The organism is Streptomyces canus (assembly GCF_030816965.1).
GTDB classification, from domain to species: Bacteria; Actinomycetota; Actinomycetes; order Streptomycetales; family Streptomycetaceae; genus Streptomyces; species Streptomyces canus_E.
In genome coordinates this window covers 5,998,880-6,024,301 of the sequence record NZ_JAUSYQ010000002.1, presented here as the reverse complement: position 1 = coordinate 6,024,301, position 25,422 = coordinate 5,998,880, and the positions used below count along the sequence as shown (strand labels likewise).

24 protein-coding genes are annotated in these 25,422 nt (G+C 68.6%); 5 read left to right on the top strand and 19 right to left on the bottom strand.

Going from position 1 to position 25,422, the window contains the following annotated elements; genetic code table 11:
- Window positions 1-10: 10 nt before the first annotated feature.
- The 11 genes from nuoK to QF027_RS28695 are packed head-to-tail and all read right to left on the bottom strand — an operon-like array spanning window position 11 to window position 10,880.
- Window positions 11-310: an NADH-quinone oxidoreductase subunit NuoK gene (gene nuoK / locus QF027_RS28745; protein ID WP_003974374.1), complete on the bottom strand. Its 300-nt coding sequence runs from the start codon at window positions 308-310 to the stop codon at window positions 11-13.
- Window positions 307-1,164 carry an NADH-quinone oxidoreductase subunit J gene (locus QF027_RS28740; protein ID WP_307077981.1) on the bottom strand — a complete coding sequence of 286 codons (858 nt, stop codon included), beginning with the start codon at window positions 1,162-1,164 and terminating at the stop codon, window positions 307-309. Before QF027_RS28740 ends, nuoK begins: the two co-directional genes overlap by 4 nt.
- Window positions 1,161-1,811, bottom strand: coding sequence for an NADH-quinone oxidoreductase subunit NuoI (nuoI, locus tag QF027_RS28735; RefSeq protein ID WP_307077979.1), 651 nt, complete (start codon window positions 1,809-1,811; stop codon window positions 1,161-1,163). The genes QF027_RS28740 and nuoI overlap by 4 nt, the downstream gene beginning before the upstream one ends.
- Entirely contained in the window at window positions 1,804-3,168 is a 1,365-nt protein-coding gene (gene nuoH, locus QF027_RS28730; protein WP_306977717.1) for an NADH-quinone oxidoreductase subunit NuoH, read from the bottom strand. Before nuoH ends, nuoI begins: the two co-directional genes overlap by 8 nt.
- The gene (locus tag QF027_RS28725) at window positions 3,165-5,669 is read right to left on the bottom strand and encodes an NADH-quinone oxidoreductase subunit G (protein WP_306977719.1); all 2,505 of its coding nucleotides are present in this window, start codon (window positions 5,667-5,669) and stop codon (window positions 3,165-3,167) included. The genes nuoH and QF027_RS28725 overlap by 4 nt, the downstream gene beginning before the upstream one ends.
- On the bottom strand, window positions 5,666-7,012 hold the full coding sequence (gene nuoF / locus QF027_RS28720; RefSeq protein WP_373432043.1) for an NADH-quinone oxidoreductase subunit NuoF: 1,347 nt from the start codon (window positions 7,010-7,012) through the stop codon (window positions 5,666-5,668). Before nuoF ends, QF027_RS28725 begins: the two co-directional genes overlap by 4 nt.
- Window positions 7,012-7,872: an NADH-quinone oxidoreductase subunit NuoE gene (nuoE, locus tag QF027_RS28715; RefSeq protein WP_306977722.1), complete on the bottom strand. Its 861-nt coding sequence runs from the start codon at window positions 7,870-7,872 to the stop codon at window positions 7,012-7,014. The genes nuoF and nuoE overlap by 1 nt, the downstream gene beginning before the upstream one ends.
- Window positions 7,869-9,191, bottom strand: coding sequence for an NADH-quinone oxidoreductase subunit D (locus tag QF027_RS28710; protein WP_307077975.1), 1,323 nt, complete (start codon window positions 9,189-9,191; stop codon window positions 7,869-7,871). Before QF027_RS28710 ends, nuoE begins: the two co-directional genes overlap by 4 nt.
- Window positions 9,188-9,955 carry an NADH-quinone oxidoreductase subunit C gene (locus QF027_RS28705; RefSeq protein WP_306977726.1) on the bottom strand — a complete coding sequence of 256 codons (768 nt, stop codon included), beginning with the start codon at window positions 9,953-9,955 and terminating at the stop codon, window positions 9,188-9,190. Before QF027_RS28705 ends, QF027_RS28710 begins: the two co-directional genes overlap by 4 nt.
- On the bottom strand, window positions 9,952-10,506 hold the full coding sequence (locus QF027_RS28700) for a NuoB/complex I 20 kDa subunit family protein (protein ID WP_010041554.1): 555 nt from the start codon (window positions 10,504-10,506) through the stop codon (window positions 9,952-9,954). The genes QF027_RS28705 and QF027_RS28700 overlap by 4 nt, the downstream gene beginning before the upstream one ends.
- Window positions 10,507-10,520: 14 nt before the next feature.
- On the bottom strand, window positions 10,521-10,880 hold the full coding sequence (locus QF027_RS28695) for an NADH-quinone oxidoreductase subunit A (protein WP_007383963.1): 360 nt from the start codon (window positions 10,878-10,880) through the stop codon (window positions 10,521-10,523).
- 734 nt (window positions 10,881-11,614) lie between these two features.
- On the opposite strand from QF027_RS28695, the gene QF027_RS28690 reads away from it, so the two are divergent.
- Window positions 11,615-12,421, top strand: coding sequence for a C40 family peptidase (locus tag QF027_RS28690; protein WP_306977729.1), 807 nt, complete (start codon window positions 11,615-11,617; stop codon window positions 12,419-12,421).
- 82 nt (window positions 12,422-12,503) lie between these two features.
- Here the strand turns inward: QF027_RS28690 and QF027_RS28685 are convergent, their stop codons facing one another.
- Complete coding sequence (locus QF027_RS28685) at window positions 12,504-14,318, bottom strand: hydroxysqualene dehydroxylase (RefSeq protein WP_307077973.1); 1,815 nt, start codon at window positions 14,316-14,318, stop codon at window positions 12,504-12,506.
- 97 nt (window positions 14,319-14,415) lie between these two features.
- On the opposite strand from QF027_RS28685, the gene def reads away from it, so the two are divergent.
- Window positions 14,416-15,063: a peptide deformylase gene (def, locus tag QF027_RS28680; protein WP_306977733.1), complete on the top strand. Its 648-nt coding sequence runs from the start codon at window positions 14,416-14,418 to the stop codon at window positions 15,061-15,063.
- Between the two features lie 105 nt (window positions 15,064-15,168).
- On the opposite strand, the gene QF027_RS28675 is transcribed toward def, so the two are convergent.
- Window positions 15,169-16,455: a geranylgeranyl reductase family protein gene (locus tag QF027_RS28675; RefSeq protein ID WP_057608008.1), complete on the bottom strand. Its 1,287-nt coding sequence runs from the start codon at window positions 16,453-16,455 to the stop codon at window positions 15,169-15,171.
- A gap of 122 nt (window positions 16,456-16,577) precedes the next feature.
- On the opposite strand from QF027_RS28675, the gene QF027_RS28670 reads away from it, so the two are divergent.
- Window positions 16,578-17,102: a GNAT family N-acetyltransferase gene (locus tag QF027_RS28670; protein ID WP_307077971.1), complete on the top strand. Its 525-nt coding sequence runs from the start codon at window positions 16,578-16,580 to the stop codon at window positions 17,100-17,102.
- Between the two features lie 109 nt (window positions 17,103-17,211).
- Entirely contained in the window at window positions 17,212-17,532 is a 321-nt protein-coding gene (locus QF027_RS28665) for a PASTA domain-containing protein (protein WP_057608010.1), read from the top strand.
- Between the two features lie 45 nt (window positions 17,533-17,577).
- Here the strand turns inward: QF027_RS28665 and QF027_RS28660 are convergent, their stop codons facing one another.
- The 4 genes from QF027_RS28660 to QF027_RS28645 are packed head-to-tail and all read right to left on the bottom strand — an operon-like array spanning window position 17,578 to window position 22,182.
- Window positions 17,578-18,273, bottom strand: a complete 696-nt coding sequence (locus tag QF027_RS28660; RefSeq protein ID WP_306977738.1) for a demethylmenaquinone methyltransferase — start codon at window positions 18,271-18,273, stop codon at window positions 17,578-17,580.
- Window positions 18,270-19,571, bottom strand: a complete 1,302-nt coding sequence (locus tag QF027_RS28655) for an acyltransferase family protein (protein WP_307077969.1) — start codon at window positions 19,569-19,571, stop codon at window positions 18,270-18,272. Before QF027_RS28655 ends, QF027_RS28660 begins: the two co-directional genes overlap by 4 nt.
- Window positions 19,571-21,850, bottom strand: coding sequence for a bifunctional polysaccharide deacetylase/glycosyltransferase family 2 protein (locus QF027_RS28650; protein WP_307077967.1), 2,280 nt, complete (start codon window positions 21,848-21,850; stop codon window positions 19,571-19,573). Before QF027_RS28650 ends, QF027_RS28655 begins: the two co-directional genes overlap by 1 nt.
- A 17-nt stretch (window positions 21,851-21,867) precedes the next feature.
- A complete protein-coding gene (locus tag QF027_RS28645) occupies window positions 21,868-22,182 on the bottom strand; it encodes a hypothetical protein (protein WP_306977745.1) in 315 nt (104 codons plus the stop codon).
- 277 nt (window positions 22,183-22,459) lie between these two features.
- Between QF027_RS28645 and QF027_RS28640 the strand changes: the two genes are divergently transcribed.
- Window positions 22,460-23,488, top strand: coding sequence for a chitinase (locus tag QF027_RS28640; protein WP_307077965.1), 1,029 nt, complete (start codon window positions 22,460-22,462; stop codon window positions 23,486-23,488).
- A gap of 58 nt (window positions 23,489-23,546) precedes the next feature.
- Here QF027_RS28640 and QF027_RS28635 read toward each other — a convergent pair whose 3' ends face one another.
- Together QF027_RS28635 and mqnC are read right to left on the bottom strand one after the other, a co-directional pair.
- Entirely contained in the window at window positions 23,547-24,134 is a 588-nt protein-coding gene (locus QF027_RS28635; protein ID WP_307077963.1) for a hypothetical protein, read from the bottom strand.
- Between the two features lie 7 nt (window positions 24,135-24,141).
- Window positions 24,142-25,341 carry a cyclic dehypoxanthinyl futalosine synthase gene (gene mqnC / locus QF027_RS28630; RefSeq protein WP_307077961.1) on the bottom strand — a complete coding sequence of 400 codons (1,200 nt, stop codon included), beginning with the start codon at window positions 25,339-25,341 and terminating at the stop codon, window positions 24,142-24,144.
- Between the last annotated feature and the right edge of the window lie 81 nt (window positions 25,342-25,422).

Here is a 25,422-nt window from a genome sequence, read left to right as displayed (position 1 = left end):
AGCGACCCCTTTACAGCTTCATCAGGCTGGCGTCGTCGACCGAGGCCGAGTGGCGGGAACGGAACAGCGACACGATGATCGCGAGCCCGACCACGACCTCCGCGGCGGCGACGACCATCGTGAAGAAGGCGATGATCTGGCCGTCGAGATTGCCGTGCATCCGGGAGAAGGCGACGAACGCGAGGTTGCAGGCGTTGAGCATGAGCTCGATGCACATGAACACGACGATGGCGTTGCGCCTGATCAGCACGCCGGTGGCGCCGATCGTGAACAACAGGGCGGCGAGGTAGAGATAGTTGACCGGGTTCACTTCGACGCCTCCCTCTTGAAGATGGCCGGTTCGATCTCGGTCCGCTCCAGGCGCTCCTCCGCGCGCTGCTCCAACGCCTTGAGGTCGTTGAGCGCTTCGGCGGACACGTCACGGATCTGACCGCGCTGGCGCAGCGTCTTGCTGACCGTGAGCTCGGAGGGGGTGCCGTCGGGCAGCAGGCCCGCGATGTCCACCGCGTTGTGCCGGGCGTAGACGCCGGGGGCGGGCAGCGGCGGGACGTGCTTGCCCTCGCGGACACGCTTCTCGGCCATCTCACGCTGGGTCAGGGCGCGCTCGGTGCGCTCGCGGTGGGTGAGCACCATGGCGCCGACTGCGGCCGTGATCAGCAGAGCGCCGGTGATTTCGAAGGCGAAGACGTACTTGGTGAAGATGAGGGTGGCGAGGCCCTCGACATTGCCGCCGGAGTTGGCCTGGGTGAGGCCGTTGAACTCCTTGAGGGAGGCGTTGCCGATGCCCGCGAACAGCAGGATGCCGAAGCCGAGCCCGCAGATCAGGGCCAGCCAGCGCTGGCCCTTGATGGTCTCCGTGAGGGAGTCCGCCGCGGTCACGCCGACGAGCATCACCACGAACAGGAACAGCATCATGATCGCGCCGGTGTAGACGACGATCTGGACGACGCCGAGGAAGTAGGCGCCGTTGGCGAGGTAGAACACCGCCAGGATGATCATGGTGCCGGCGAGACAGAGCGCACTGTGCACGGCCTTCTTCATGAAGACGGTACACAGGGCGCCGATCACGGCGACGGTGCCGAGGACCCAGAACTGGAAGGCCTCGCCGGTGGAGGTGCCGGCGGACAGAGTGGCTGTGGCGGCGAGCTGAAGGGGTGCGGTCATCGCCCGATCACCTTCTCCGACGCCGGTTCGTCCTCACCGAAGGTGGAGTCGGCCTCCTGGACCACCTCGCCCTTGGAGACGGCGACCTGGGGCACGGTGCCGGGCGCGGCCTCGGTGACCAGGCCGCGGTAGTAGTCCTGCTCGTCCATGCCGGGGTAGATGGCGTGGGGCGATTCGACCATGCCCTCTTCGAGGCCGGCGAGCAGCTGGTCCTTGGTGAAGATGAGGTTGGCGCGACTGCTGTCGGCCAGCTCGAACTCGTTGGTCATGGTCAGCGCGCGCGTGGGGCACGCCTCGATGCACAGGCCGCACAGGATGCAACGGGCGTAGTTGATCTGGTAGACGCGGCCGTACCGCTCGCCCGGCGAGTAGCGCTCCTCGTCGGTGTTGTCCGCGCCCTCCACATAGATGGCGTCGGCGGGGCAGGCCCAGGCGCACAGCTCGCAGCCGACGCACTTCTCCAGGCCGTCCGGATGGCGGTTGAGCTGGTGCCGTCCGTGGAACCGCGGAGCGGTGGTCTTCTTCTGCTCCGGGTACTGCTCGGTCAGCCGCTTCTTGAACATGGCCTTGAAGGTCACGCCGAAGCCGGCGACCGGGTTCATGAAGCCGGGCTTCGTCGGCCCGGCCTCCTTGGGTTCCTCAGCCATCGGACGCCTCCTTTCCATCCAGAGATCCATCACTCTGAGTATCGGGCCCGCCACTGACAATGAGCTCCCGCTCCTGGCGCGAGGGGCGCCGCGGTACCGGCGGCAACTCCTGTCCGGGCAGCGGCGGGACGGGGAATCCGCCCGCCATCGGGTCGAATCCGGCCGGCTCTTCGGCGGGCTGCGCTGCCGCCTTCGACTTCTCGCGGAACATGTCGGCGACGAAGGAGAGCAGCAGCAGGACCAGGACTCCGCCGACCACGTAGAGGGCGATGTCGGCGAAGTCGTAGTTCTCGTTGCGCAGGGTCCGCACGGTCGCGACGAGCATCAGCCACACCACGGAGACCGGGATGAGGACCTTCCAGCCGAGCTTCATCAGCTGGTCGTAGCGGACCCGCGGGAGCGTGCCGCGCAGCCAGATGAAGAAGAACAGCAGCAGCTGCACCTTGATCACGAACCAGAGGAGCGGCCACCAGCCGTGGTTCGCGCCCTCCCAGAAGGTGCTGATGGGCCAGGGAGCCCGCCAGCCGCCGAGGAAGAGCGTGGTCGTCACGGCCGAGACCGTCACCATGTTCACGTACTCGGCGAGCATGAACATCGCGAACTTGATCGACGAGTACTCGGTGTTGAAGCCGCCGACCAGGTCGCCCTCGGACTCCGGCATGTCGAAGGGGGCGCGGTTGGTCTCGCCGACCATCGTGATGACGTAGATGATGAACGAGACCGGCAGCAGGACGATGTACCAGCGGTCCTGCTGGGCCTCGACGATCGCCGAGGTGGACATCGACCCCGAGTACAGGAACACCGAGGCGAAGGCGGCACCCATGGCGATCTCGTACGAGATCATCTGCGCGCAGGAGCGCAGACCGCCGAGCAGCGGATACGTCGACCCGGAGCTCCAGCCCGCCAGGACGATGCCGTAGATGCCGACCGAGGCGACCGCGAGGATGTAGAGCATCGCGATCGGCAGGTCGGTGAGCTGCATCGCCGTACGGTGCCCGAAGATCGAGATCTCGTTGCCGGACGGGCCGAAGGGGATCACCGCGATCGCCATGAAGGCCGGGATGGCCGCGACGATCGGCGCGAGGACGTAGACCACCTTGTCCGCGCGCTTGACGATGACGTCTTCCTTCAGCATCAGCTTGATGCCGTCGGCGAGCGACTGGAGCATGCCCCAGGGGCCGTGCCGGTTGGGGCCGATGCGCAGCTGCATCCAGGCGACGACCTTGCGCTCCCACACGATGGAGAACAGCACGGTCACCATCAGGAAGGCGAAGCAGAAGACGGCCTTGATGACGACGAGCCACCAGGGGTCGGTGCCGAACATCGAGAGGTCTTCCGCAGCGAGGTACGGGCTCATGCCTCCACCTCCTTGGGGGCTTCGGTGGCGAGCGTGGCCGGGCCGATCCGGACGAGGGAGCCGGGCAGCACCCCGGCGTCGGAGGCGACGCCGCCGCCGGTGGAGTTCAGCGGGAGCCAGACCACGCGGTCGGGCATCTCGGTGATCTGCAGCGGCAGTTCGACGACTCCGGTCCTGCCGGTCACGGCGAGGAGGTCGCCTTCCTTGACGCCCACCTCGGCGGCTGTCGCGGCCGACACACGCGCGCGTGCCGCGTGCCAGGTCCCGGCGAGCGCCTCGTCGCCCTGCTGGAGGAGACCCTGGTCGAGCAACAGCCGATGCCCGGCCAGTACGGCCTCTCCGGCGGCAGGCCGCGGCAACTGGGCCCCGGTCTCCAGCGGTTCCGTGCCGTACGGTCCGGTCCAGGGACCGAGCCGGTCGATCTCCGCGCGCGTGGTGCGCAGATCGGGCAGGCCCAGGTGTACGTCCATGGCGTCGGCCAGCATCTGGAGGGCCCGTGCGTCGGTGGGTGCGAGGCTGCGGGTCATCTGGTCGGGCTTGAGCGCGGCCTCGAAGAAGCGCACCCTGCCCTCCCAGTTGAGGAAGGTGCCGGCCTTCTCGGCGACCGCGGCCACCGGCAGGACAACGTCCGCGAGCGCGGTGACCTCACCGGGCCGCAGTTCCAGCGACACCACGAACCCGACCTCCTGGAGCGCTTCACGCGCGCGTGCCGGATCGGGCAGGTCCGCGATCTCGACGCCCGCGACCACCAGGGCCTGGAGCTCGCCGGATGCGGCGGCCTCGATGATCTGACCGGTGTCCCGCCCGTAGCGGTGCGGGAGTTCGGCCACACCCCAGACCGAGGCGACCTCCTCACGCGCCCGCGGGTCGGTGGCCGGACGGCCGCCCGGCAGGAGCGACGGCAGCGCGCCCGCCTCGAGGGCACCGCGCTCTCCGGCCCGCCGCGGGATCCACACCAGCTGCGCGCCGGTCGCGGAGGCGGCCCGCACGGCGGCGGTCAGTCCGCCCTTCGCCGCGGCAAGCCGTTCGCCGACGACGATCACCGCGCCCGCGGTGCGCAGCGCCTCGGCGGCCCTGCTGCCGTCGCCCTCCAGTCCGACTTCGCCGGCCAGCGCGTCCAGCCACTCCGTCTCGGTGCCGGGAGCGGCGGGCAGCAGCGTGCCGCCGGCCTTCTCCAGACCGCGGGTGGCGTGGGTGGCGAGCGAGAAGACCTTCTGTCCGTGCTTGCGCCAGGCCTTGCGCAGCCTCAGGAAGACGCCGGGCGCCTCCTCCTCGGCCTCGAACCCGACCAGCAGGACCGCCGGTGCCTTCTCCAGAGCGGAGTACGTGACGCCCGTACCGTCGAGGTCACGGCCGCGGCCCGCGATCCGCGCGGCCAGGAAGTCGGCCTCCTCGCTGCTGTGCACGCGCGCGCGGAAGTCGATGTCGTTGGTGTCGAGCGCCACGCGCGCGAACTTGCTGTACGCGTAGGCGTCCTCGATGGTGAGGCGACCGCCGGTGAGGACTCCGGCCCGGCCGCGCGAGGCGAGCAGTCCCTGGGCGGCGATCTGGAGGGCTTCCGGCCAGGAGGCCCGCACCAGCTCACCCTCGGGGTTGCGGACCAGCGGGTGCTCCAGCCGGTCCCGCTGCTGCGCGTACCGGAAGGCGAAGCGCCCCTTGTCGCAGATCCACTCCTCGTTGACCTCGGGGTCGTTGGCCGCGAGCTTGCGCATGACCTTGCCCCGCCGGTGGTCCGTGCGGGTGGCACAGCCGCCGGAGCAGTGCTCGCACACGCTCGGGGAGGACACCAGGTCGAAGGGGCGGGAGCGGAATCGGTACGCCGCCGAAGTGAGCGCGCCGACCGGGCAGATCTGGATGGTGTTGCCGGAGAAGTACGACTCGAAGGGGTCACCCTCTCCGGTGCCGACCTGCTGGAGCGCGCCCCGCTCGATCAGCTCGATCATCGGGTCGCCCGCGATCTGGTTGGAGAAGCGGGTGCAGCGGGCGCACAGCACGCACCGCTCGCGGTCGAGCAGCACCTGTGTGGAGATCGGGACGGGCTTCTCGTACGTCCGCTTCTTGCCCTCGAACCGGGACTCGGCCTGGCCGTGGGACATCGCCTGGTTCTGCAGGGGGCACTCGCCGCCCTTGTCGCAGACCGGGCAGTCCAGCGGGTGGTTGATGAGGAGGAGCTCCATCACCCCGTGCTGGGCCTTCTCGGCGACCGGCGAGGTGAGGTGGGTCTTCACCACCATCCCGTCGGTGCAGGTGATGGTGCAGGAGGCCATCGGCTTGCGCTGGCCCTCGACCTCGACGATGCACTGGCGGCAGGCGCCGGCCGGGTCGAGGAGGGGGTGGTCGCAGAACCGGGGGATCTCGATGCCGAGTTCTTCGGCGGCCCGGATGACCAGGGTGCCCTTGGGCACGCTGATCTCGGCGCCGTCGATCGTCAGCGTGACGAGATCCTCCGGCGGGACCGCCGTCTCTCCCCCGCCCGAGGGAGTGCTGGTGGTCACGGTCATGCGTTCACCTCCGTGCGGTCGGCCCAGGCCGTCGACTTGGCCGGGTCGAAGGGGCAGCCGCGGCCCGTGATGTGCTGCTCGTACTCCTCGCGGAAGTACTTGAGCGAGGAGAAGATCGGCGAGGCGGCGCCGTCGCCGAGGGCGCAGAACGACTTGCCGTTGATGTTGTCGGCGATGTCGTTCAGCTTGTCGAGGTCGGACATGACGCCCTTGCCGGCCTCGATGTCGCGCAGCAACTGCACGAGCCAGTACGTTCCTTCACGGCACGGGGTGCACTTGCCGCAGGACTCGTGGGCGTAGAACTCGGTCCAGCGCGTGACGGCGCGCACGACGCAGGTCGTCTCGTCGAAGCACTGCAGGGCCTTGGTGCCGAGCATCGAGCCGGCGGCGCCGACACCCTCGTAGTCGAGGGGGACGTCGAGGTGCTCGTCGGTGAACATCGGCGTCGAGGAACCGCCGGGCGTCCAGAACTTGAGCCGGTGCCCCGGCCGCATCCCGCCGCTCATCTCCAGGAGCTGTCGCAGCGTGATGCCGAGCGGGGCCTCGAACTGGCCGGGATTGGCGACGTGGCCGCTGAGCGAGTAGAGCGTGAAGCCCGGGGACTTCTCGCTGCCCATCGACCGGAACCATTCTTTGCCCCGGGTCAGAATCGCGGGAACCGACGCGATCGACTCCACGTTGTTCACCACAGTCGGGCATGCATACAGGCCCGCGACCGCAGGGAAAGGGGGACGGAGCCGCGGTTGACCACGGCGGCCTTCGAGCGAGTCGAGCAGTGCGGTCTCCTCACCGCAGATGTACGCGCCTGCGCCCGCGTGCACGGTGAGTTCGAGATCGAGGCCGCTGCCCAGGATGTTCTGTCCGAGGTAGCCGGCCGCGTAGGCCTCGCTCACGGCCGCGTGCAGCCGCCGCAGCACTGGGACGACTTCACCACGCAGATAGATGAAGGCATGCGACGACCTGATGGCATAACACGCGATGACAATGCCCTCGATGAGGCTATGTGGGTTCGCGAAGAGGAGCGGGATGTCCTTGCACGTCCCGGGCTCCGACTCGTCGGCGTTGACAACTAGATAGTGCGGCTTTCCATCTCCCTGGGGAATGAACTGCCATTTCATTCCCGTGGGGAATCCCGCACCGCCGCGGCCGCGCAGACCGGAGTCCTTGACGTACGCGATCAGGTCGTCCGGCGACATCGCGAGCGCCTTGCGGAGCCCCTCGTACCCCTCGTGCCTCTTGTAGACATCCAGCGACCAGGACTTGTCCTCGTCCCAGAAGGCCGACAGCACGGGTGCGAGCAGCTTCTCGGGACTGGTGTCCTTCAGTTCGGGTGCCAAGGTCATCACTCCCCCTCCTCGGCGGCGGGCCCGGCCGGATGGGCCGGGTCGGAGGCCGACGTGTCCTGTGGCGCGTCGTGTGAGCTCAGGTGCTCCGACGGGGACGGCTCGTGGACGTCCCTGTCCTGCGGTGCGCCGTCGCGCGGATGGACCACGCGCGCGGGTGCGGTCTCTCCCCTGGCCAGGCGGAGGCCCACCAGCGACGCGGGTCCCGCTCCGCCGCTCGCCTCGACGGCCCCCGGCCGCTCGTCGGGGAAGCCGGCGAGGATCCGCGCGGTCTCCTTGAAGGTGCACAGCGGCGCCCCGCGCGTGGGCTCCACCGGCCGGCCCGCGCGCAGGTCGTCGACCATGCGCTTCGCGCTCGCCGGGGTCTGGTTGTCGAAGAACTCCCAGTTGACCATCACGACCGGCGCGAAGTCGCAGGCCGCGTTGCACTCGATGTGCTCCAGGGTGACCTTGCCGTCGTCGGTGGTCTCGCCGTTGCCGACGCCCAGGTGCTCCTGGAGCTCCGCGAAGATCGCGTCGCCGCCCATCACCGCGCAGAGGGTGTTGGTGCACACACCCACCTGGTAGTCGCCCGAGGGCTTGCGCCGGTACATGGTGTAGAAGGTGGCCACCGCGGTGACCTCGGCCGTGGTCAGCTCCAGCACGTCCGCGCAGAACCGCATCCCGGTGCGCGTGACGTGTCCCTCCTCCGACTGCACGAGATGCAGCAACGGCAGGAGCGCCGAGCGGGAGTCCGGGTAGCGGGCGATGATCTCGCGCGCGTCCCTCTCGAGCCTCTCTCGAACGTCGTCCGGGTAAGCGGGCGCGGGCAGTTCGGGCATGCCCAGGCTGACGCCCCGCTCGGAAGAACTGGTGGTCACCGGTCGACGCCTCCCATCACGGGGTCGATGGACGCGACAGCGACGATGACGTCGGCGACCTGGCCGCCCTCGCACATCGCCGCCATGGCCTGAAGGTTGGTGAAGGACGGGTCGCGGAAGTGGACCCGGAAGGGGCGGGTGCCGCCGTCGGACACGGCGTGCACCCCGAGTTCGCCCTTGGGCGACTCGACGGCCGCGTACGTCTGTCCCGGCGGGACGCGGAAGCCCTCGGTGACCAGCTTGAAGTGGTGGATCAGGGCCTCCATGGAGGTGCCCATGATCTTCTTGATGTGGTCGAGGGAGTTGCCGAGCCCGTCGGGGCCCAGGGCGAGCTGGGCGGGCCAGGCGATCTTCTTGTCGGCGACCATGACCGGGCCGGGCTGCAGCCGGTCCAGGCACTGCTCGACGATCCTGAGCGACTGGCGCATCTCCTCGAGCCGGATGAGGAAGCGGCCGTAGGAGTCGCAGGTGTCGGCGGTCGGGATGTCGAACTCGTAGGTCTCGTAGCCGCAGTAGGGCTGTGACTTGCGCAGGTCGTGCGGCAGGCCGGTGGAGCGCAGGATCGGTCCGGTGGCACCGAGGGCCATGCAGCCCGCCAGGTCGAGGTAGCCGACGTCCTGCATACGGGCCTTGAAGATGGGGTTCCCGGTGGCGAGCTTGTCGTACTCCGGGAGGTTCTTCTTCATCTTCTTCACGAACTCGCGGATGTGGTCCACCGCGCCGGGCGGCAGGTCCTGCGCGAGTCCGCCGGGGCGGATGTACGCGTGGTTCATCCGCAGGCCCGTGATGAGCTCGTAGATGTCGAGAATCATTTCACGATCACGGAATCCGTAGATCATGATCGTGGTGGCGCCGAGTTCCATGCCGCCGGTGGCGATGCACACCAGGTGCGAGGAGAGCCGGTTCAGCTCCATCAGGAGCACCCGGATGAGGGTGGCGCGGTCGGGGATCTGGTCCTCGATGCCGAGGAGTTTCTCGACGGCGAGACAGTAGGCGGTCTCGTTGAAGAAGGACGTCAGGTAGTCCATGCGCGTCACGAACGTGGTGCCCTGCGTCCACGTGCGGAACTCGAGGTTCTTCTCGATGCCCGTGTGGAGGTAGCCGATGCCGCAGCGGGCCTCGGTGACCGTCTCGCCGTCGATCTCCAGGATCAGGCGGAGCACTCCGTGGGTGGAGGGGTGCTGCGGGCCCATGTTGACGACGATGCGCTCGTCGTCGGCGCGGGCCGCGGACTGGACGACCTCGTCCCAGTCGCCACCGGTGACCGTGTACACGGTGCCTTCGGTGGTCTCACGCGGAGTTGCGTGCTGCGTGCTCATGAGTACGACCTCCGCTGGTCCGGAGCCGGGATCTGGGCGCCCTTGTACTCGACGGGGATGCCGCCGAGGGGGTAGTCCTTGCGCTGCGGGTGGCCCTGCCAGTCGTCCGGCATCATGATCCGCGTCAGGGCCGGGTGACCGTCGAAGACGATCCCGAAGAAGTCGTAGGTCTCGCGCTCGTGCCAGTCGTTGGTCGGATACACGGAGACCAGGGACGGGATGTGCGGGTCGGCGTCCGGCGCGCTGACCTCCAGGCGGATCAGCCGGTTGTGGGTGATCGAGCGCAGGTGGTAGACGGCGTGCAGCTCGCGGCCCTTGTCGTGGAGGTAGTGGACCCCGCTGACGCCGGTGCAGAGCTCGAAGCGCAGGGCCGGGTCGTCGCGCAGGGTGCGGGCGACGCGGAGCAGGTGCTCGCGCTCGATGTGGAAGGTGATCTCGCCGCGGTCGACGACCGTCTTCTCGATCGCGTTGCCGGGGAGCAGTCCCTGCTCCTCCAGGGCGCCTTCCAGCTCGTCGGCGACCTCGTCGAACCATCCGCCGTAGGGGCGGGCCGCCGGTCCCGGGAGGCGGACCGAGCGGACCAGGCCGCCGTAGCCGGAGGTGTCGCCTCCGTTGTCGGCGCCGAACATGCCGCGCTGGACGCGGATCTCCTCACCGCCCTCGCCGCGCTGGCCCGGGAGGTTGGAGGCGGCGAGGTCCTTCTCGGGGTTCACCCCGTTCGACGCCCCGCCCGCGCCGTTGCTCGTGCCGTTCGCGTCGCTCACCGCAGCAGCCCCTTCATCTCGATCGTGGGCAGGGCCTTGAGCGCCGCCTCCTCCGCCTCGCGGGCCGCCTCCTCGGCGTTCACGCCGAGCTTGGAGGTCTGGATCTTCTGGTGGAGCTTGAGGATCGCGTCCATCAGCATCTCGGGCCGTGGCGGGCAGCCGGGCAGATAGATGTCGACCGGGACGATGTGGTCGACGCCCTGCACGATCGCGTAGTTGTTGAACATGCCTCCCGAGGAGGCGCAGACCCCCATGGAGATGACCCACTTGGGGTTCGGCATCTGGTCGTAGACCTGCCTGAGCACCGGCGCCATCTTCTGGCTGACCCGGCCGGCGACGATCATGAGGTCCGCCTGGCGGGGTGAGCCGCGGAAGACCTCCATGCCGAAGCGGGCCAGGTCGTAGCGTCCGGCGCCGGTGGTCATCATCTCGATGGCACAGCAGGCCAGGCCGAAGGTGGCCGGGAAGACGGACGACTTGCGCACCCAGCCCGCGGCCTGCTCGACGGTGGTCAGCAGGAAGCCGCTCGGCAGTTTTTCTTCGAGTCCCATGAGTTAAAGGCCCCTCAGTCCCATTCCAGGCCGCCGCGCCGCCATACGTACGCGTACGCGACGAAGACGGTGAGCACGAAGAGCAGCATCTCCACGAGCCCGAAAACACCCAGGGCGTCGAAGGTGACGGCCCAGGGGTAGAGGAAGACGATCTCGATGTCGAAGACGATGAAGAGCATCGCCGTCAGGTAGTACTTGATGGGGAAGCGCCCGCCGCCGGCCGGCGTGGGGGTCGGCTCGATCCCGCACTCGTAGGCCTCGAGCTTGGCCCGGTTGTACCGCTTCGGACCGATCAGCGTGGCCATGACCACGGAGAAGATCGCAAAGCCTGCCCCGAGGGCTCCCAGTACGAGGATGGGCGCATAAGCGTTCACCGCTCCTCGCTCCTCTCAGTCGGCACTGACTGCTGGCGATGGCATCGGACTCACACCCGACTCATACGTCCCTCTGACCTCCGTCCGTCCCGACGAAGATCGCGAACATGTGAAGCAGGTCACAAGCCCAACTGACCCGCATCTTATGCCTGCCGGTCTGTGATCTGCGACACGGGGTATTGCACAAGCTTTGTGATCTCCACCACCAGACGAAGGATCATGAAGTCGGATCGGCGGTGATCTTCACACGGGAAGCGTCCAAGTGATCACCAGAGGTGACATTTTCGCTAGTCGGCGCAGGTCGGAAGAGGCGTCTCCATATCAAGAGACTTCCCCTGCATGCAAATTGGCGCTGGACGCGACCGCTTGGTAGAGGACCGCATTCACACCCCCGAGGGACCCGCGAGGACGGATGTGGACGCGTGCACGCATTCACGAGCGCCGGCCACCCCCGGACGCAGCCGCCGCCGTAACCGTTGCGTGACCTCCGCCACACATATGAGAGGTTCCTAAGAAGGGGGCTTGGCCATCGGCCTCAACCGATGGTAGATGCGGGGCAATTAGGGCGTAACAGCGAAAGGCCATGATCACAGGCTTGATCACGAGCGTCCGCAATGTCCGTTACGGCGTCAATAAAGAGCGGGACACCGGAGATTCGGGCTGCCGATTGAACAACTGTGGCGCAGCACACGTTTCTTGAAGGTATGGAGGAGCCCCTGATACCAGTTGGTCTCATGTCCCACACCGCTCACATACGCAGTCACCGGAAACCCCGCCGCAGCGCGACGACTTCGATCGCCGTCCGCGCCGGCGTCGCCGGTGGCGTGCTCAGCATGGCAGCGGCGGGCGCGTCGGCTTCGGCGTTCGCCGCCGAGTCGACGACGCAGACCCTCGAACTGCCCACCCTGTCGGCCGACCTGGGCAGCCAGGTCGCCGAGTCCGCCGACGCGATGCAGCAGGCGGCCGCCAACTACCAGCTGCAGGCCGAGCGTGACGCGGCCGCCGCAAAGGCCGCGAAGCAGGCCAAGGCGGACCTCGCGGAGGCCAAGAAGAAGGCGGAGGCCAAGAAGAAGGCCGAGGAGGCCCGCAAGGCCGCCGCCGAGGAAGCCGCCTCGCGCAGCGCCGAGCGGGCCACGCTGTCCGCCTCGGCGAGCGCCAGCGTCTCCACGAGCTCGTCCACGGCCACCGGTTCGGCCGCGGCCGTCATCGCCTTCGTGAAGGCACAGGTCGGTGACGCCTACGTCTCCGGCGGCACCGGTCCCAACTCCTGGGACTGCTCCGGCCTCGTCCAGGCCGCGTTCAGCCAGATCGGCGTCGACCTGCCGCGTGTCTCGCAGGACCAGTCGACCGCGGGTACCCAGGTCTCGCTGAGCAACCTCCAGCCGGGCGACATCCTGTACTGGGGCGGCGCGGGCAGCGCGTACCACGTGGCGGTGTACGTCGGCGACGGCATGTTCGTCGGCGCGCAGAACCCTTCGACGGGCGTCGTCGAGAAGCCGCTGTCCTACGACCCGCCGACCGGAGCGGTGCGGGTGCTCTGACACCGGAACAGCTTGGTGGGGCCGCAGCCGCTCGGGGGCAGCGGCCCCACCGGTTCATCCCAACGCGTTCACCCCAAATAGTTCATCCCAGGTCAAAGGTGTTGGGCAGGCCGAGGCGGTAGCGCACCTCGTCGACCCGTTTCAGGGGTTCCATCTCCGGGGGCCGGTAGAGCTCCCACACATGGCACCTCTCGGCGTCCGAATTGTCCGCGTCCAGCAGTGCGTTGACCGCGAGCCGGGCCGACTCGTTGGCGCCTTCCATCGACGCCAGATCCACGTCCGTGCGGATGTAGTCGCCGGCGAGGAAGAGGTTCGGGACCACTGTGCGCGCCGTGGGGCGGTTGTAGAGCGTGCCCGTGGGATGGATGAGGAGTTGCTCGCGGTTGCGCGGGGCGGGGCCGCCCAGGCCCGTCACCGCCGGGTCCATGAACCAGCCGAGGCGGTCCTCGTCCCGCAGGGTCGTCTTCCCGGAGTCGTTCAGGCCGTCCTTGAGTTGGGCCCAGAGCTCGGCGACGACCTCCTCCTTCGTGCATTCCTTGGCCGTCTTGCCGTACAGGATGCCGGGCTTGTCCCATTCGGAGATGATCGCGGAGAGGCAGTCCCGGACCCGTCCGTCGCCGTAGTCGCGCGGAAAGTCCCGTCCGTCCCAGAACTGCGCCTGTCCGACGCCGGTCACCGACCACGGTGAGTCGAGGCAGTTGACATGGCCGTGCACGACGGGGGTGGGCGTGCGCAGGTAGAACATCACGCCGGTCATCCAGTCGGTCTGCAGGGCGTCGCACCGCGCGAGCTGCGGGTCGGCCGCACGCAGGGCCGGGCCCCACGTGACGCGCGCGTGCTCGACGGGGAGGGCACAGACGTAGTGGTCGGCGGTGACGGTACGGTCGCCGCCGCCGTCGCGGGCCGAGACGTGGACGCCGGTCACGCGGCCGCTGTCGTAGCGGATCTCACGGACATGGGTGCCGAGGACGAACTCGACGCCGAGGGAGCGCAGGTGCCGTTCCCAGGGATCGATCCAGGCCTCGCTGGTGGGGGCGTTGAGCACGCGGTCGATGTCGGCGTCGCCGTCCATGCCGCGGCCGAGCAGGCCCCACAGGAGGAGGGCCTCGATGATGACGCGGCCGACGGTGCGCGTGGAGGCCACTTCCGCGCGGGTGGCGACGAGGTTGCGGGTCTGCCCGATGCCGAGGAGCGTGCGGTACTCCTCGCTCATCTCCTCGGCGCGGATGAAGTCCCACCAGGCGACCTTCTCCCACTGGTCCTCGCGGCGGGCGTCGCAACTGGTGAGGTGGACCAGGAGGCGGTCGGCGAAGTAGGCGGCCTCGTGGGCGGGCAGGCGGGTGCCGAGGTCGAGGACGGAGAGGATCTGGTCGCGGATCCAGGACGGGGTGAGGTCGCCGGGGGCGGGCGGGGTGGTGCCGCGGCGCAGCGGGAAGTGCAGGTCGGGGCGGCCGCCCGCGCGGGCGAACAGGGCCTCGGTGCCGCTGCGGAGGTTGTCGTGGACGCCGTGCGCATTGCCGGGGAAGGGGATGCGGCGCAGGGTGTCGGGCAGATTGCGGTAGAAGCCGGGGAAGAACCGGAAGCCGTGTTCGGCGGGGAGGTCCGCGCGGCCGCCGGCGGCCGTTCCCGGGGCGGGCATCGAGCGGGCCTTGCCGCCGAGGGCGTCGTAGTACTCGTAGACGGTGACGGCGTAGCCGCGTTCGGCGAGTTCGTGGGCGGCGCTGAGGCCGGAGACCCCGCCGCCGAGGACGGCGACGCGGGTGCCGGAAGGATCGGCGCCCGCTCTGCCCGCCCCCACGGTCCCTAACGCGACGGCCGCTCCCCCGGCCCCCGCCAGGAACCGTCTGCGGGTGTGGCCGGTCTGCTCCTGGGGCTGTTGGATGTGTTCTGTTGTCATGGGCAACGGAGGGTAAGGAGAGGTTCCGGAGGGCGGAACCCCCGAGACCCACCGCCCACAGCATCCTCACAACCCGCATCGAACAGGAGAAACCACCATGCCCAGTGTGTTCGTCCAGGGCAGGCCCACCGACTCGTATCCGCGTCTCGCCCCCGAGGCCCGGCGCGGGCAGGTCCGGCGCATCACCGAGGTCGGCGAGGAGGTGCTGCACAAGCCGTGCCGGGACGTGACCGAGTTCGGGCCCGATCTCGCCGCGCTGATCGACGACATGTTCTTGACGATGTACATCGCGGACGGGGCGGGCCTCGCGGCCAACCAGGTCGATGTCGATCTGCGGCTTTTCGTCTACGACTGCCCGGACGACGACGGGGTCCGGCATGTCGGGCACATCGTCAACCCGGTGCTCGAGCAGTTCGACCCGGCCGGGCGCAGGCTGCTCGACGACAGCGAGGGGTGTCTGTCGGTGCCGGGCGCCGTCATGGACGTACCGCGTCCGGACCGGGCCGTGGTCCACGGGTTCGACAAGGACGGCGAACCGCTCGTGATCGAGGGGACCGGGTACTTCGCGCGCTGCCTGGCACACGAGACCGACCATGTGAACGGGCACGTGTATCTGGACCGGCTGTCCAGTCGGGACCGCAAGGAGGCGCTGCGGCAGGTGGCGGACCGGCGGGACGAGGTGTTCGCCCGCCGGGCGGCAAACATCGAGGCGCTGAACGGCGGTCAGGGCACGGTCAGCGCCTGAGGGAGTGGACCAGCGCCCACACCGACACCGCGAGGAGGATGACGAACACGGGTAAGGCGACCCCTACGTCCATCCCCCCACGGTGCTCCGTCCGAGGGGCTCCCGTCACGCCTTCGGCGCCACCTTGCTCAGCCCGTTGATGATCCGGTCCATCGCGTCGCCGCCCGTGGGGTCGGTGAGGTTGGCGAGCATCTTGAGGGTGAACTTCATGAGCAGCGGGTGGGTCAGACCGCGCTGGGCCGCGATCTTCATGACCTTCGGGTTGCCGATGAGCTTCACGAAGGCGCGGCCCAGCGTGTAGTAGCCGCCGTAGGTGTCCTTGAGGACGCGCGGGTAGCGCTGCAGGGCCATTTCGCGCCCCGCGGGGGTGGAGCGGGCGTGGGCCTGGACGATGACGTCGGCGGCGATCTGGCCGGACTCCATGGCGTAGGCGATGCCTTCGCCGTTGAAGGGGTTCACCATGCCGCCGGCGTCGCCGACCAGGAGGAGGCCCTTGGTGTAGTGCGGCTGGCGGTTGAAGGCCATCGGCAGGGCGGCGCCGCGGATCGGGCCGGTCATGTTGTCCGGGGTGTAGCCCCACTCCTCCGGCATCGAGGCGCACCAGGCCTTCAGCACCTCGCGCCAGTCGAGTTCCTTGAAGGAGTCGGAGGTGTTCAGGACGCCGAGGCCGACGTTGGAGGTGCCGTCGCCCATGCCGAAGATCCAGCCGTAGCCGGGCAGCAGCCGGTCCTCGCCGGGGCCGCGGCGGTCCCACAGCTCCAGCCAGGACTCCAGGTAGTCGTCCTCGTGCCGCGGGGACTCGAAGTACGTCCGTACGGCGACGCCCATCGGGCGGTCCTCGCGGCGGTGCAGGCCCATCGCGAGGGAGAGCCGGGTGGAGTTGCCGTCGGCGGCGACCACGAGGGGCGCGTGGAAGGTGACTTCGCGCTTGTCCTCACCCAGTTTCGCGTGGACGCCGGTGATGCGGCCCGTGCGGTCGTCGATGATCGGGGCACCGACGTTGCAGCGCTCGAACAGCCGCGCCCCGGCCTTCTGGGCCTGGCGGGCGAGCTGCTCGTCGAAGTCGTCGCGCTTGCGGACGAGGCCGTAGTCGGGGAAGGAGGCGAGATCCGGCCAGTCCAGCTGGAGGCGTACGCCGCCGCCGATGATCCGGAGACCCTTGTTCCGCAGCCAGCCGGCCTCTTCGGAGATGTCGATGCCCATCGCCACGAGCTGTTTGGTGGCACGCGGGGTGAGGCCGTCGCCGCAGACCTTCTCGCGCGGGAACTCGGTCTTCTCCAGCAGGAGCACGTCGAGTCCGGACTTGGCGAGGTGGTACGCGGTCGTGGAGCCGGCCGGCCCCGCGCCGACGACGATGACATCGGCGGTGTTCTCGGACAGGGGCTCGGTCACGGCGGGATCTCCCCAGGCTCGGAATCAAGTTCGGAATCAAGTTCTGAATCCGCGTGCCGACCGGCACTGGACATGGGCAGTCTATTCAGCAGAATTGATCACCCGGCTGAAGGGCTGCCCCAGTGAACCGAGCTCTGCCTGTTGTACGGCTGCGCGTCCCCACCGACGAGGACGCCGTCGCCTGGCACCGGGTCTTCGACGACCCGGACGTCATGGAGTTCCACGGCGGCAGGTCCGCTGAGCTGTACGTCTATGAGGAGCTCACCGCGCGCCAGCGCCGGCACGACGCCGAGCGTGGCTTCTGTCTGTGGACCATGGTTGACGAGAGCGGGCAGGTCATCGGCTTCACCGGTGCCCAGCCATGGCCGCAGGACTGGGGGCCGACGGGCGAGATCGAGATCGGGTGGCGGCTCGGGCGGGCGTACTGGGGCCAGGGGTACGCCACGGCGGCCGCGCAGATGACCCTGGAGCGGCTCAGGGCGGCGGGCGTGACGGACGTGGTGGCGATGGTCAGACCCGGCAACGAACGGTCGATCTCGGTCGCCAAGCGCCTCGGGATGGAACTCGCGGAGACCTTCACGCACCCCCGGTTCAACGAAGAGGCGCTCTGCTTCCGACTCCCTCTGCGGATCAGTCACACAGAGTAGCGTTCTGTTACAGAAAGACACTCGACACTTCCTGTCGCCCGGGGCCGGGGTTACCCTTCCAGTACCGCTGGGGGTGACATCTGTGCGCATAACACCCAATACGCCCGACGTGCGTGTACCGCGTCTGGTCGGACTCATGGCTGTCGACGCACGCGAGACGGCCCAGGCGCAGGGCCTGTTCGTCAGTGCGCCCGACCGCAAGGACTTCCACCAGGCCGTCGTCGACTATGTCGTACGCCAGTACCCGCAGGCCGGTGCGGAGGTTCCGCGGGACTCGGTGGTGTACGTGTGGTTCGACCTCGGTCCGGGTGAGGGCGGCGGTGGCATCCGCGAGCCCCGCATCCCCAGACCCCCGAGCGGCGGCCTCCAGCGCGAACTGGACGAGCCGGGAGACCCGTACGCCGTGCGCTGTACGACGGGGCTCGGCTGACCCGGGTCGTACAGACCCGGGTCGTACACGTCACGGAGCCGTTGCTCAGCTCTCCTTGACGCCCCGGTGCAGGGCCACGATCCCGCCCGTCAGATTCCGCCACGCCACCTTCGACCAGCCGGCCTTCCGGAGTCGCTCCGCCAGGGCCGACTGGTCCGGCCAGGCGCGGATGGACTCGGCGAGGTAGACGTAGGCGTCGGGGTTGGAGGACACCGCGCGGGCCACCGGCGGCAGTGCGCGCATCAGGTACTCGGTGTAGACCGTGCGGAAGGGCGCCCAGGTGGGGTGCGAGAACTCGCAGATCACCACCCGGCCGCCGGGCCTGGTCACCCGGTACATCTCGCGCAGCGCGGTGTCGGTGTCCTGGACGTTGCGCAGCCCGAAGGAGATGGTGACGGCGTCGAAGGTGTCGTCCTTGAAGGGCAGCTTCGTCGCGTCGCCCGCGGTGAACGGCAGCCAGGTGTGCTTCCGCTTGCCGACCTGGAGCATGCCGATCGAGAAGTCGCAGGGCACGACATAGGCGCCGGTGCGGGCGAAGGGCAGCGACGAGGTGGCCGTGCCCGCCGCCAGGTCCAGGATCTTCTGGGCGGGGCGGGCGTCGACGGCCCTGGCGACCTCCTTGCGCCACACCCGGTCCTGGCCGAGCGACAGCACGTCGTTCGTCAGGTCGTACCGTTCCGCCACGTCGTCGAACATCGAGGCGACTTCGTGCGGCTGCTTGTTCAGGGAAGCGCGGGTCACGTCCCCATTCTTGCAGGCCGCCCGCCCGGAAGAAGCTGCGGCTTCTTCTTCCCGGCCACGTCCTCCACCCATCCGCACAGCAGCACGAATCCCGCGATCAGGATCCAGCCGACGCCGAACATGAACCACTGGCTCTCCAGCGGCAGCCACTTCTCGAACGCGGGCACGTTCCAGAACTGGTCGATCAGCGGCACGGCGAGGATCAGCGCGATCTCGTGCCACAGGTAGATCGTCACCGCGCGGGAGTTGAAGATCGTGACGACCCGGTCGGTCCGCCGGAAGCGGGTGAGCCAGGCGAAGTCGATCCCGAAGCACGACTTGGCCCACATCAGGAGCGTCACGTACCCGGCCGACCAGAAGGCCTGCGCGAGGGGGATGTCGTCGAGGTCGTACGACCCCGTCTCGGCCTGGTGCGTGAAGGCGTACCAGCCGCTGAACCCGATCGCGGCGAGCGAGAGAGCGACGACGGCCGGCGCCTTCAGCCTTTCGAGGACCCCGTCCCGGTGGGCGAAGCCGAGGATCCAGCAGAACAGGAAGGTGGCCAGGTCCGTCAGCGCGCTGCCGAGGCGGTTGTCCGGCGGCTCCCACAGGAACTGCAAGACGACGATCGGGGTCAGGGACAGCAGCAGGACCGGCACCGGAGCCGACCGGAACACCTTCAGCAGCACCGGGGACAGCAGGACGAACCACAGGTACGTCCGCAGATACCAGAGGATCTCCCAGGCCTGCTCGCCCCACGCGTTGCCCGGCGGATCGCCGAGCGGCACGATCCAGTAGACGATCTGCCAGCCCGGCATCCAGTCGTGGACCAGCATCGCGAGGACCACGAAGACGCCCCAGAACCAGAACGGCGGCAGCAGGCGGCGCATCCGGCTCCTGACCACCGTGAGGGCGGGCCGCTCCAGGGACTTCGCCATCAGCGTGCCGGCCAGGCCGAACATGATCCCCATGGAGGGGAAGACCATGCCCGCCCAGGCCCAGCCGAAGGTGTGATAGGTGACGACCCGGATCAGGGCGACGGCCCGGAGGGTGTCGAAGTAGCGGTCGCGGCCCGGGGGCCGAGACGGAGGCTTCTCCTCCTCCGCCTCGGCGTCAGCGGGGGCTCCGGGAACCGGCGGCTCCGGCTCCACGCCCTGTCCGTAGGAGCCGTGGTCGACGTACTCCTGCGGATACGGCTGCTGCTGCGGATACGGCTGCTCTACGTACCCCGAGTACCCGTACTCACAGTCGTACCCCTGCTGCGGACAGCCCTGCTGCTGATAGCCCTGCTGCTGATACTCCTGCTGCTCCCAGCTCATCAGCCCACCCCCGCCGGGGTCCCGACCTCGCCGGTCCGCTTCAGTTTCTGCCAGCGCAGCCGGCCGCCGGTGAGCGCGGTGATGCAGGAGTGGATCAGGACGAGGTACATCATCTGGCGGTAGGCCAGCTGTTGGAGCGGCATCATCAGCAGATAGCGGTACTTCTCCTTGTCCAGCTTGAAGGCGTACGCCGCGCACACCAGCTGGACGCCGAGGACCGCGAGCCACGCGTACAACGCCGCCCGGAAGTCGACGAAGATCATCGAGTAGGCGGTGAACACGTCGATCAGCGGGGCGAAGACCGGCGTGACGATCTGGAAGATCACCACCAGCGGCATGCCGACCCGACCGAAGCGGCCCGAAGGACCCTTGTCCGTAAGGGACTTGCGGTGCTTCCACAGCGCCTGCATGGTGCCGTACGACCACCGGTAACGCTGCGACCACAGCTGCTTGAGGGAGCCCGGTGCCTCGGTCCACGCGCGCGCGTGCTCCTGGTAGACGACCCGCCAGCCCGCGCGGTGCATCGCGATGGTGATGTCGGTGTCCTCGGCGAGGGTGTCCTCGCTCATCCCGCCGACCTGGAGGACCGCCTCACGGCGAAACGCGCCGATCGCTCCCGGGATGGTGGGCATGCAGCGCAGCAGGTCGTACATCCGGCGGTCGAGGTTGAAGCCCATCACGTACTCGATGTGCTGCCAGGCGCCGATGACCGTGTCGCGGTTGCCGACCTTGGCGTTGCCGGCGACCGCGCCGACCTCCGGGTTCGCGAAGGGCTGCACCAGCTGCCGTACGGTGTCCGGTTCGAACACGGTGTCGCCGTCCATCATCACGACGATGCCGTGACTGGCGCTGCGGACACCGTTGTTGAGGGCGGCCGGCTTGCCCGCGTTCTCCTGGCGGATGACCCGGACGTTCGTCATGCCCAGCGAGCGGGCCGCCTCGCGGGCGATCTCGGAGGTGCCGTCCGAGGAGCCGTCGTCGACGACGATGACCTCGATCGGATGGGTGCTCTTCGCCAGCGACTCCAGGGTGTTGGCGATGCACTCCTTCTCGTTGTACGCCGGCACGATCACGGTCACCGGCCGGGTGACCGTGGGCCCCCAGCTGAAGCGGCGTTTGTTGCGCAGTCTGTAGTGGCGGCGGGCGAGGATCAGCATCATCCCGAACCGGCCCATGACGGCCACGCCCACGATCACGAGTCCGACCGACAGCGTGGGGACGGTGTACTCGGCGACGGCGACGGCCACGACGAGCGCCTTGCCCTCGTAGAGGGTCGTGCCGGTGGCCTCGCGGTGCGCGGCCTGGAGGCGGTCGGTGCCGTTCCGGCTCCCGCCCTGGAGCTGTCCGCCCGCGGTGCCGGCAGGGGGGTTCGCCTGCTGTCCCGCGCGGGCGGCGGCGTTCTGCGCCTCGATGACCCCGCTGATGGTGGTGAAGGTGTAGCCCTTCGCCTTCATCTTCTCGATGTACGTAGGCAGCGCCTTGATCGTCTGCTCGCGGTCGCCGCCGGCGTCGTGCATCAGCACGGAGGCGCCCGAGGTCCCGGCCGGCGTAGCCCACTTGACGATCTTCGAGACGCCCGGCTTCTTCCAGTCGTCGCTGTCGGTGTCGACGAAGACGCTGGTGTAACCCTCCTCGCCGAGCTTCTTGTACACGGGCCAGCTGTAGTTGTCGATCGCGTCCGTCTCCGAGGAGTACGGCGCCCGGAACAGCGTGGTGGTGATGCCGGCCGCGCCCGCGAGGGCGAGCTGCGTCTGGGTCATCTCGCGCCGGATGCGGGCGTCGCTCTGGTAGGAGAGGTCGACGTGGGTGAAGGTGTGGATGCCCACCTCATTGCCCTGGTCGACCATGTCCTTCACGATCCCCGGGTAGCGCGAGACCATCGAGCCGACCAGGAAGAAGGTCGCCGGGACGTCGTACTTCTCAAGGATCTTCAGGACCTGGGGCGTGTACGTCGGGTTCGGGCCGTCGTCGAAGGTGAGCGCGATCGTCTTGGCCGGCACGGAGGTCGAGGTGGCCTGGCCGCCCCGGAAGCTGATGATCGGCCCGCCGTTGAGGATCTTGTCGGGGACCTTGCCGGAGCCGGCGCCGTCGCGCACCCGCTCGTCGCCGCCGACCTCGGCGCGCAGATAGCCGTCGAGCAGCATCACGCTGGTCAGGCCGAGCAGGAGCAGCAGGGCGAGGATGACCCGCGGTTTCTGCAACGCCGCGGCCTTGCCCGCCGCCCGCTCGATGCGGGTGGGGGCACGCCGGCGGCCGCGGGAGGGCGTCGTCGTGGTCATGTGGTGGGCCGTTCCGGTCAGTTGGAGGCAGCGGAGGCGGTCGCGGTCGGGACGGTGCTCGGTGGAGCGCCCGTGGCGGTGCCCGTGGGCGGAGTGCCGGAGGGCCTCGACGGCGGTGTGCCGATACCGCCCTGCGGCTGGAGGCCGCCGGGGCCGGAGTTCGAGGAACCGCCGGGACCGCCGCCCGCGAAGGGCAGCAACGTCGTGCTGGAGACGCCGATGCCCATGAAGGCCAGGCCCAGCACGACGGCGTACCCGAGGGACAGGACGCCGAGGAGAAGGCCGATCCGGCGCAGCAGCTTGGAGCGGCGTCCGGAATTGTCAACGAACACCGGGCCCTCGGCGGACCCGTTACTACCGCGTTTACGGCGGCGACCGCGCACGTCGGCGCGGTTTTCGATGGCAGGCTCGGAATGCATTCCCCAGACATTAGGCAGTCTTTATGTGTCCAGATTTGACATTCTTGTGAGGCGCATATGAGAAACCTCTTATCCTGTCTGTTTCCTGAGAGTGTCCGCCGTGCATGACCGATTCGTCCTCATGAAGCTCAGGCGGGTGTGAGACATTCGCCCCTCCAGAAAGAGAAATCACGAGAGCGGGTGCATGCGCATGCGGAGTTTCCTGAAGCCGATGGCCGGGGTCATTTGTCTGTTCGCCCTGGCCACGGCGGGGTGCTCCTCCGAATCGGACAGCGCCTCGGACGCGGAGCCTCCGGAACAGAGCAGCGCCTCGGCGTCGGCGACGGAAGCCGCATCCTCGGTCACCGCGTACGCGCCCTACGTCAGCGCTGACGAAGCGTCCGACAACGACTCCGCGGGGTCGCCCTCGGTGTACAACCTCGCGTTCGTGATCGCCGACGGCAGCGCCTGCACCCCTTCCTGGAACGGCACGTCCGCCATCGGCGACTCGTCGGTCACGTCCCGGATCAGCGCGCTGAAGGAGGACGGGGCTCAGGTGCGGGTCTCCTTCGGCGGGGCGTCCGGGAAGGAGCTGGCCGAGACCTGCTCCACCGCGGCGAAACTGGCTGCGGCTTACGGAAAGGCACTGGACGCCGCCGGTTCCTCACTCGCCGACTTCGACATCGAGGGGGACGCGCTGACCGACTCCGACTCGGTGGAGCTGCGGTCCGAGGCGATCGCGTTGCTCCAGGAGGCACGGAGCGGTCTCGCCGTCTCGTTCACGCTTCCCGTGATGCCCTCCGGGCTCGACGACGACAGTGTGGCGTTGCTGGAATCCGCGAACGACAAGTCGGTTCAGGTGTCGACCGTCAACATCATGACGATGAACTACGGGGAGTCGTACGACGGGGACATGGGGGATTACGCGATCACTTCGGCGAAGGCGGCGCAGGCTCAGTTGCGGGACGTTTTCGGTACGTCCGATTCCACTGCGTGGCAGGCCATGGCGCTCACCTCGATGATCGGGACGAACGATGTGGACGGGGAGACGTTCACGTTGTCCGACGCGGCCCAGGTGCGGGAGTTCGCCGAGTCGAAGGAGGTCGCGTGGGTGTCGATGTGGTCGACATTTCGGGATCAGGAGTGTGAGTCGGGAAACCCGGACGAGGATGACGCGCTGACCAATTGCAGTGGGGTTTCCCAGAGTTCGGGGGCGTTCGGGGAGGCGTTCTCCGGTTGAGTTTCGGGTGCGGGAGGGTCGGGGCTGGTCGCGCAGTTCCCCGCGCCCCTAAAAGCCCCTACCTGCGCCGGTGTAGCAAGCGGCCGTTGATCACCGTAGCCACGCAGATTGTCAGTTCTGAGGTTTCGAAGATCGCGAACGTCGCCTCGGCCTGGGGCAGCAGGGCGGTTGCGAACGATCCCGAGGCCAGTGAAGGCGGACCCGCCGGATCCGCGAGCCGTTGCTCGATCGTCAGGCCCGACCTGTGTACGGCATCGATCACCGCTGGGCGTCGCAATGGCCCCACTACCGCCACCGTTCCGTGCGCCAGCATCCGCTGCACGCCGCGCCTCGCGCTCGCACCCCACCGAGTGTCCGTCATGTCGAGGGACTCCAGCGCCTCCCCCGTGAGGGGCTCGCTGCCCAGGTCCTCACGCGGGTCCGGGTGGTAGGCCTGCTCCAGGAGCTCGGGGCCGTACGGGTTCACCAGGCCCGGGGTGAGAACTCCCGGCCAGCGGCGCACCCTTGCCGTGGGATGTGCGGCGGCCAGGTCCTCGTAGACCTCCACGGCAGCGAGCTGCCGCCCCTCGACCAGTACAGCCCCACCGGGCAGCGGCGGCCTTCCGCCGCCCGGGATCAGCAGGTCGGCGGTGTGGATCGTCAGCAAGACAGGCCTAGTTGGATGCGAGGATCTTCAGCTCGGGATGCGCCGTGCCGCCCGCGATCGCCGTGGAGGAGATGTGGGACATCACGCGCGCGTCGACGGGGTCGTTCGCCGGGTCGTCGTGGACGACGAGGTGCTCGTACGTGGTGGCGCGCTGGGCCGGGACCCGTCCCGCCGTACGGATCATGTCGATCATTTCCTGGAGGTTGGAGCGGTGCTTGGCACCGGCCGCCGAGACGACGTTCTCCTCCAGCATGACCGAGCCGAGGTCGTCCGCGCCGTAGTGCAGCGTCAGCTGGCCCGCGTCCTGGCCGGTGGTCAGCCAGGAGCCCTGGATGTGGGCGATGTTGTCCATGAAGAGCCGGGAGATGGCGATCATCCGCAGGTACTCGAAGATCGTGGCCTGGGTGCGGCCCTTCAGGTGGTTGTTCATCGGCTGGTAGAGGTACGGGATGAACGCCCGGAAGCCGCCCGTGCGGTCCTGTACGTCACGGATCATGCGCAGGTGCTCGATGCGCTCGGCGTTGGTCTCGCCGGTGCCCATGAGCATCGTGGAGGTGGACTCCACGCCCAGGTTGTGCGCCGTCTCCATGATCTCCAGCCAGCGCTCGCCGGACTCCTTGAGCGGCGCGATGGCCTTGCGGGGGCGCTCGGGGAGCATCTCGGCACCGGCACCCGCGAAGGAGTCGAGGCCGGCCGCGTGGATGCGCTGGATGGCCTCCTCCACGCTCACCTTGGAGATCCGGGCCATGTGCTCGACCTCGGACGCACCCAGCGAGTGGATCACCAGCTGGGGGAACTCCCTCTTGATGGCGGCGAAGTGCTGCTCGTAGTACTCGACGCCGTAGTCCGGGTGGTGGCCGCCCTGGAACATGATCTGGGTGCCGCCGAGTTCGACGGTCTCCGCGCACCGGCGCAGGATGTCGTCCAGGTCGCGGGTCCAGCCCTTGTCCTTGGCGGTGGGCGGGGCGTAGAAAGCGCAGAACTTGCACGCCGTGACGCACACGTTGGTGTAGTTGATGTTCCGCTCGATGATGTACGTCGCGATGTGCTCCGTGCCCGCGTACCGACGGCGGCGCACGGCGTCCGCGGCGGAGCCCAGCGCGTGCAGCGGGGCGTCGCGGTAGAGGTCGAGCGCCTCCTCCGGAGTGATGCGCCCACCCTCGGCGGCACGGTCGAGGACGGACTGAAGGTCGGCCTTCTCGGTCACCGGGGCGTGCCTTTCGTCAAGGGTTCGGGCGGTCTGGGCCAGCCTACGCCAGCCCTCCGACAAGCCGGATGTCAGGCCGAT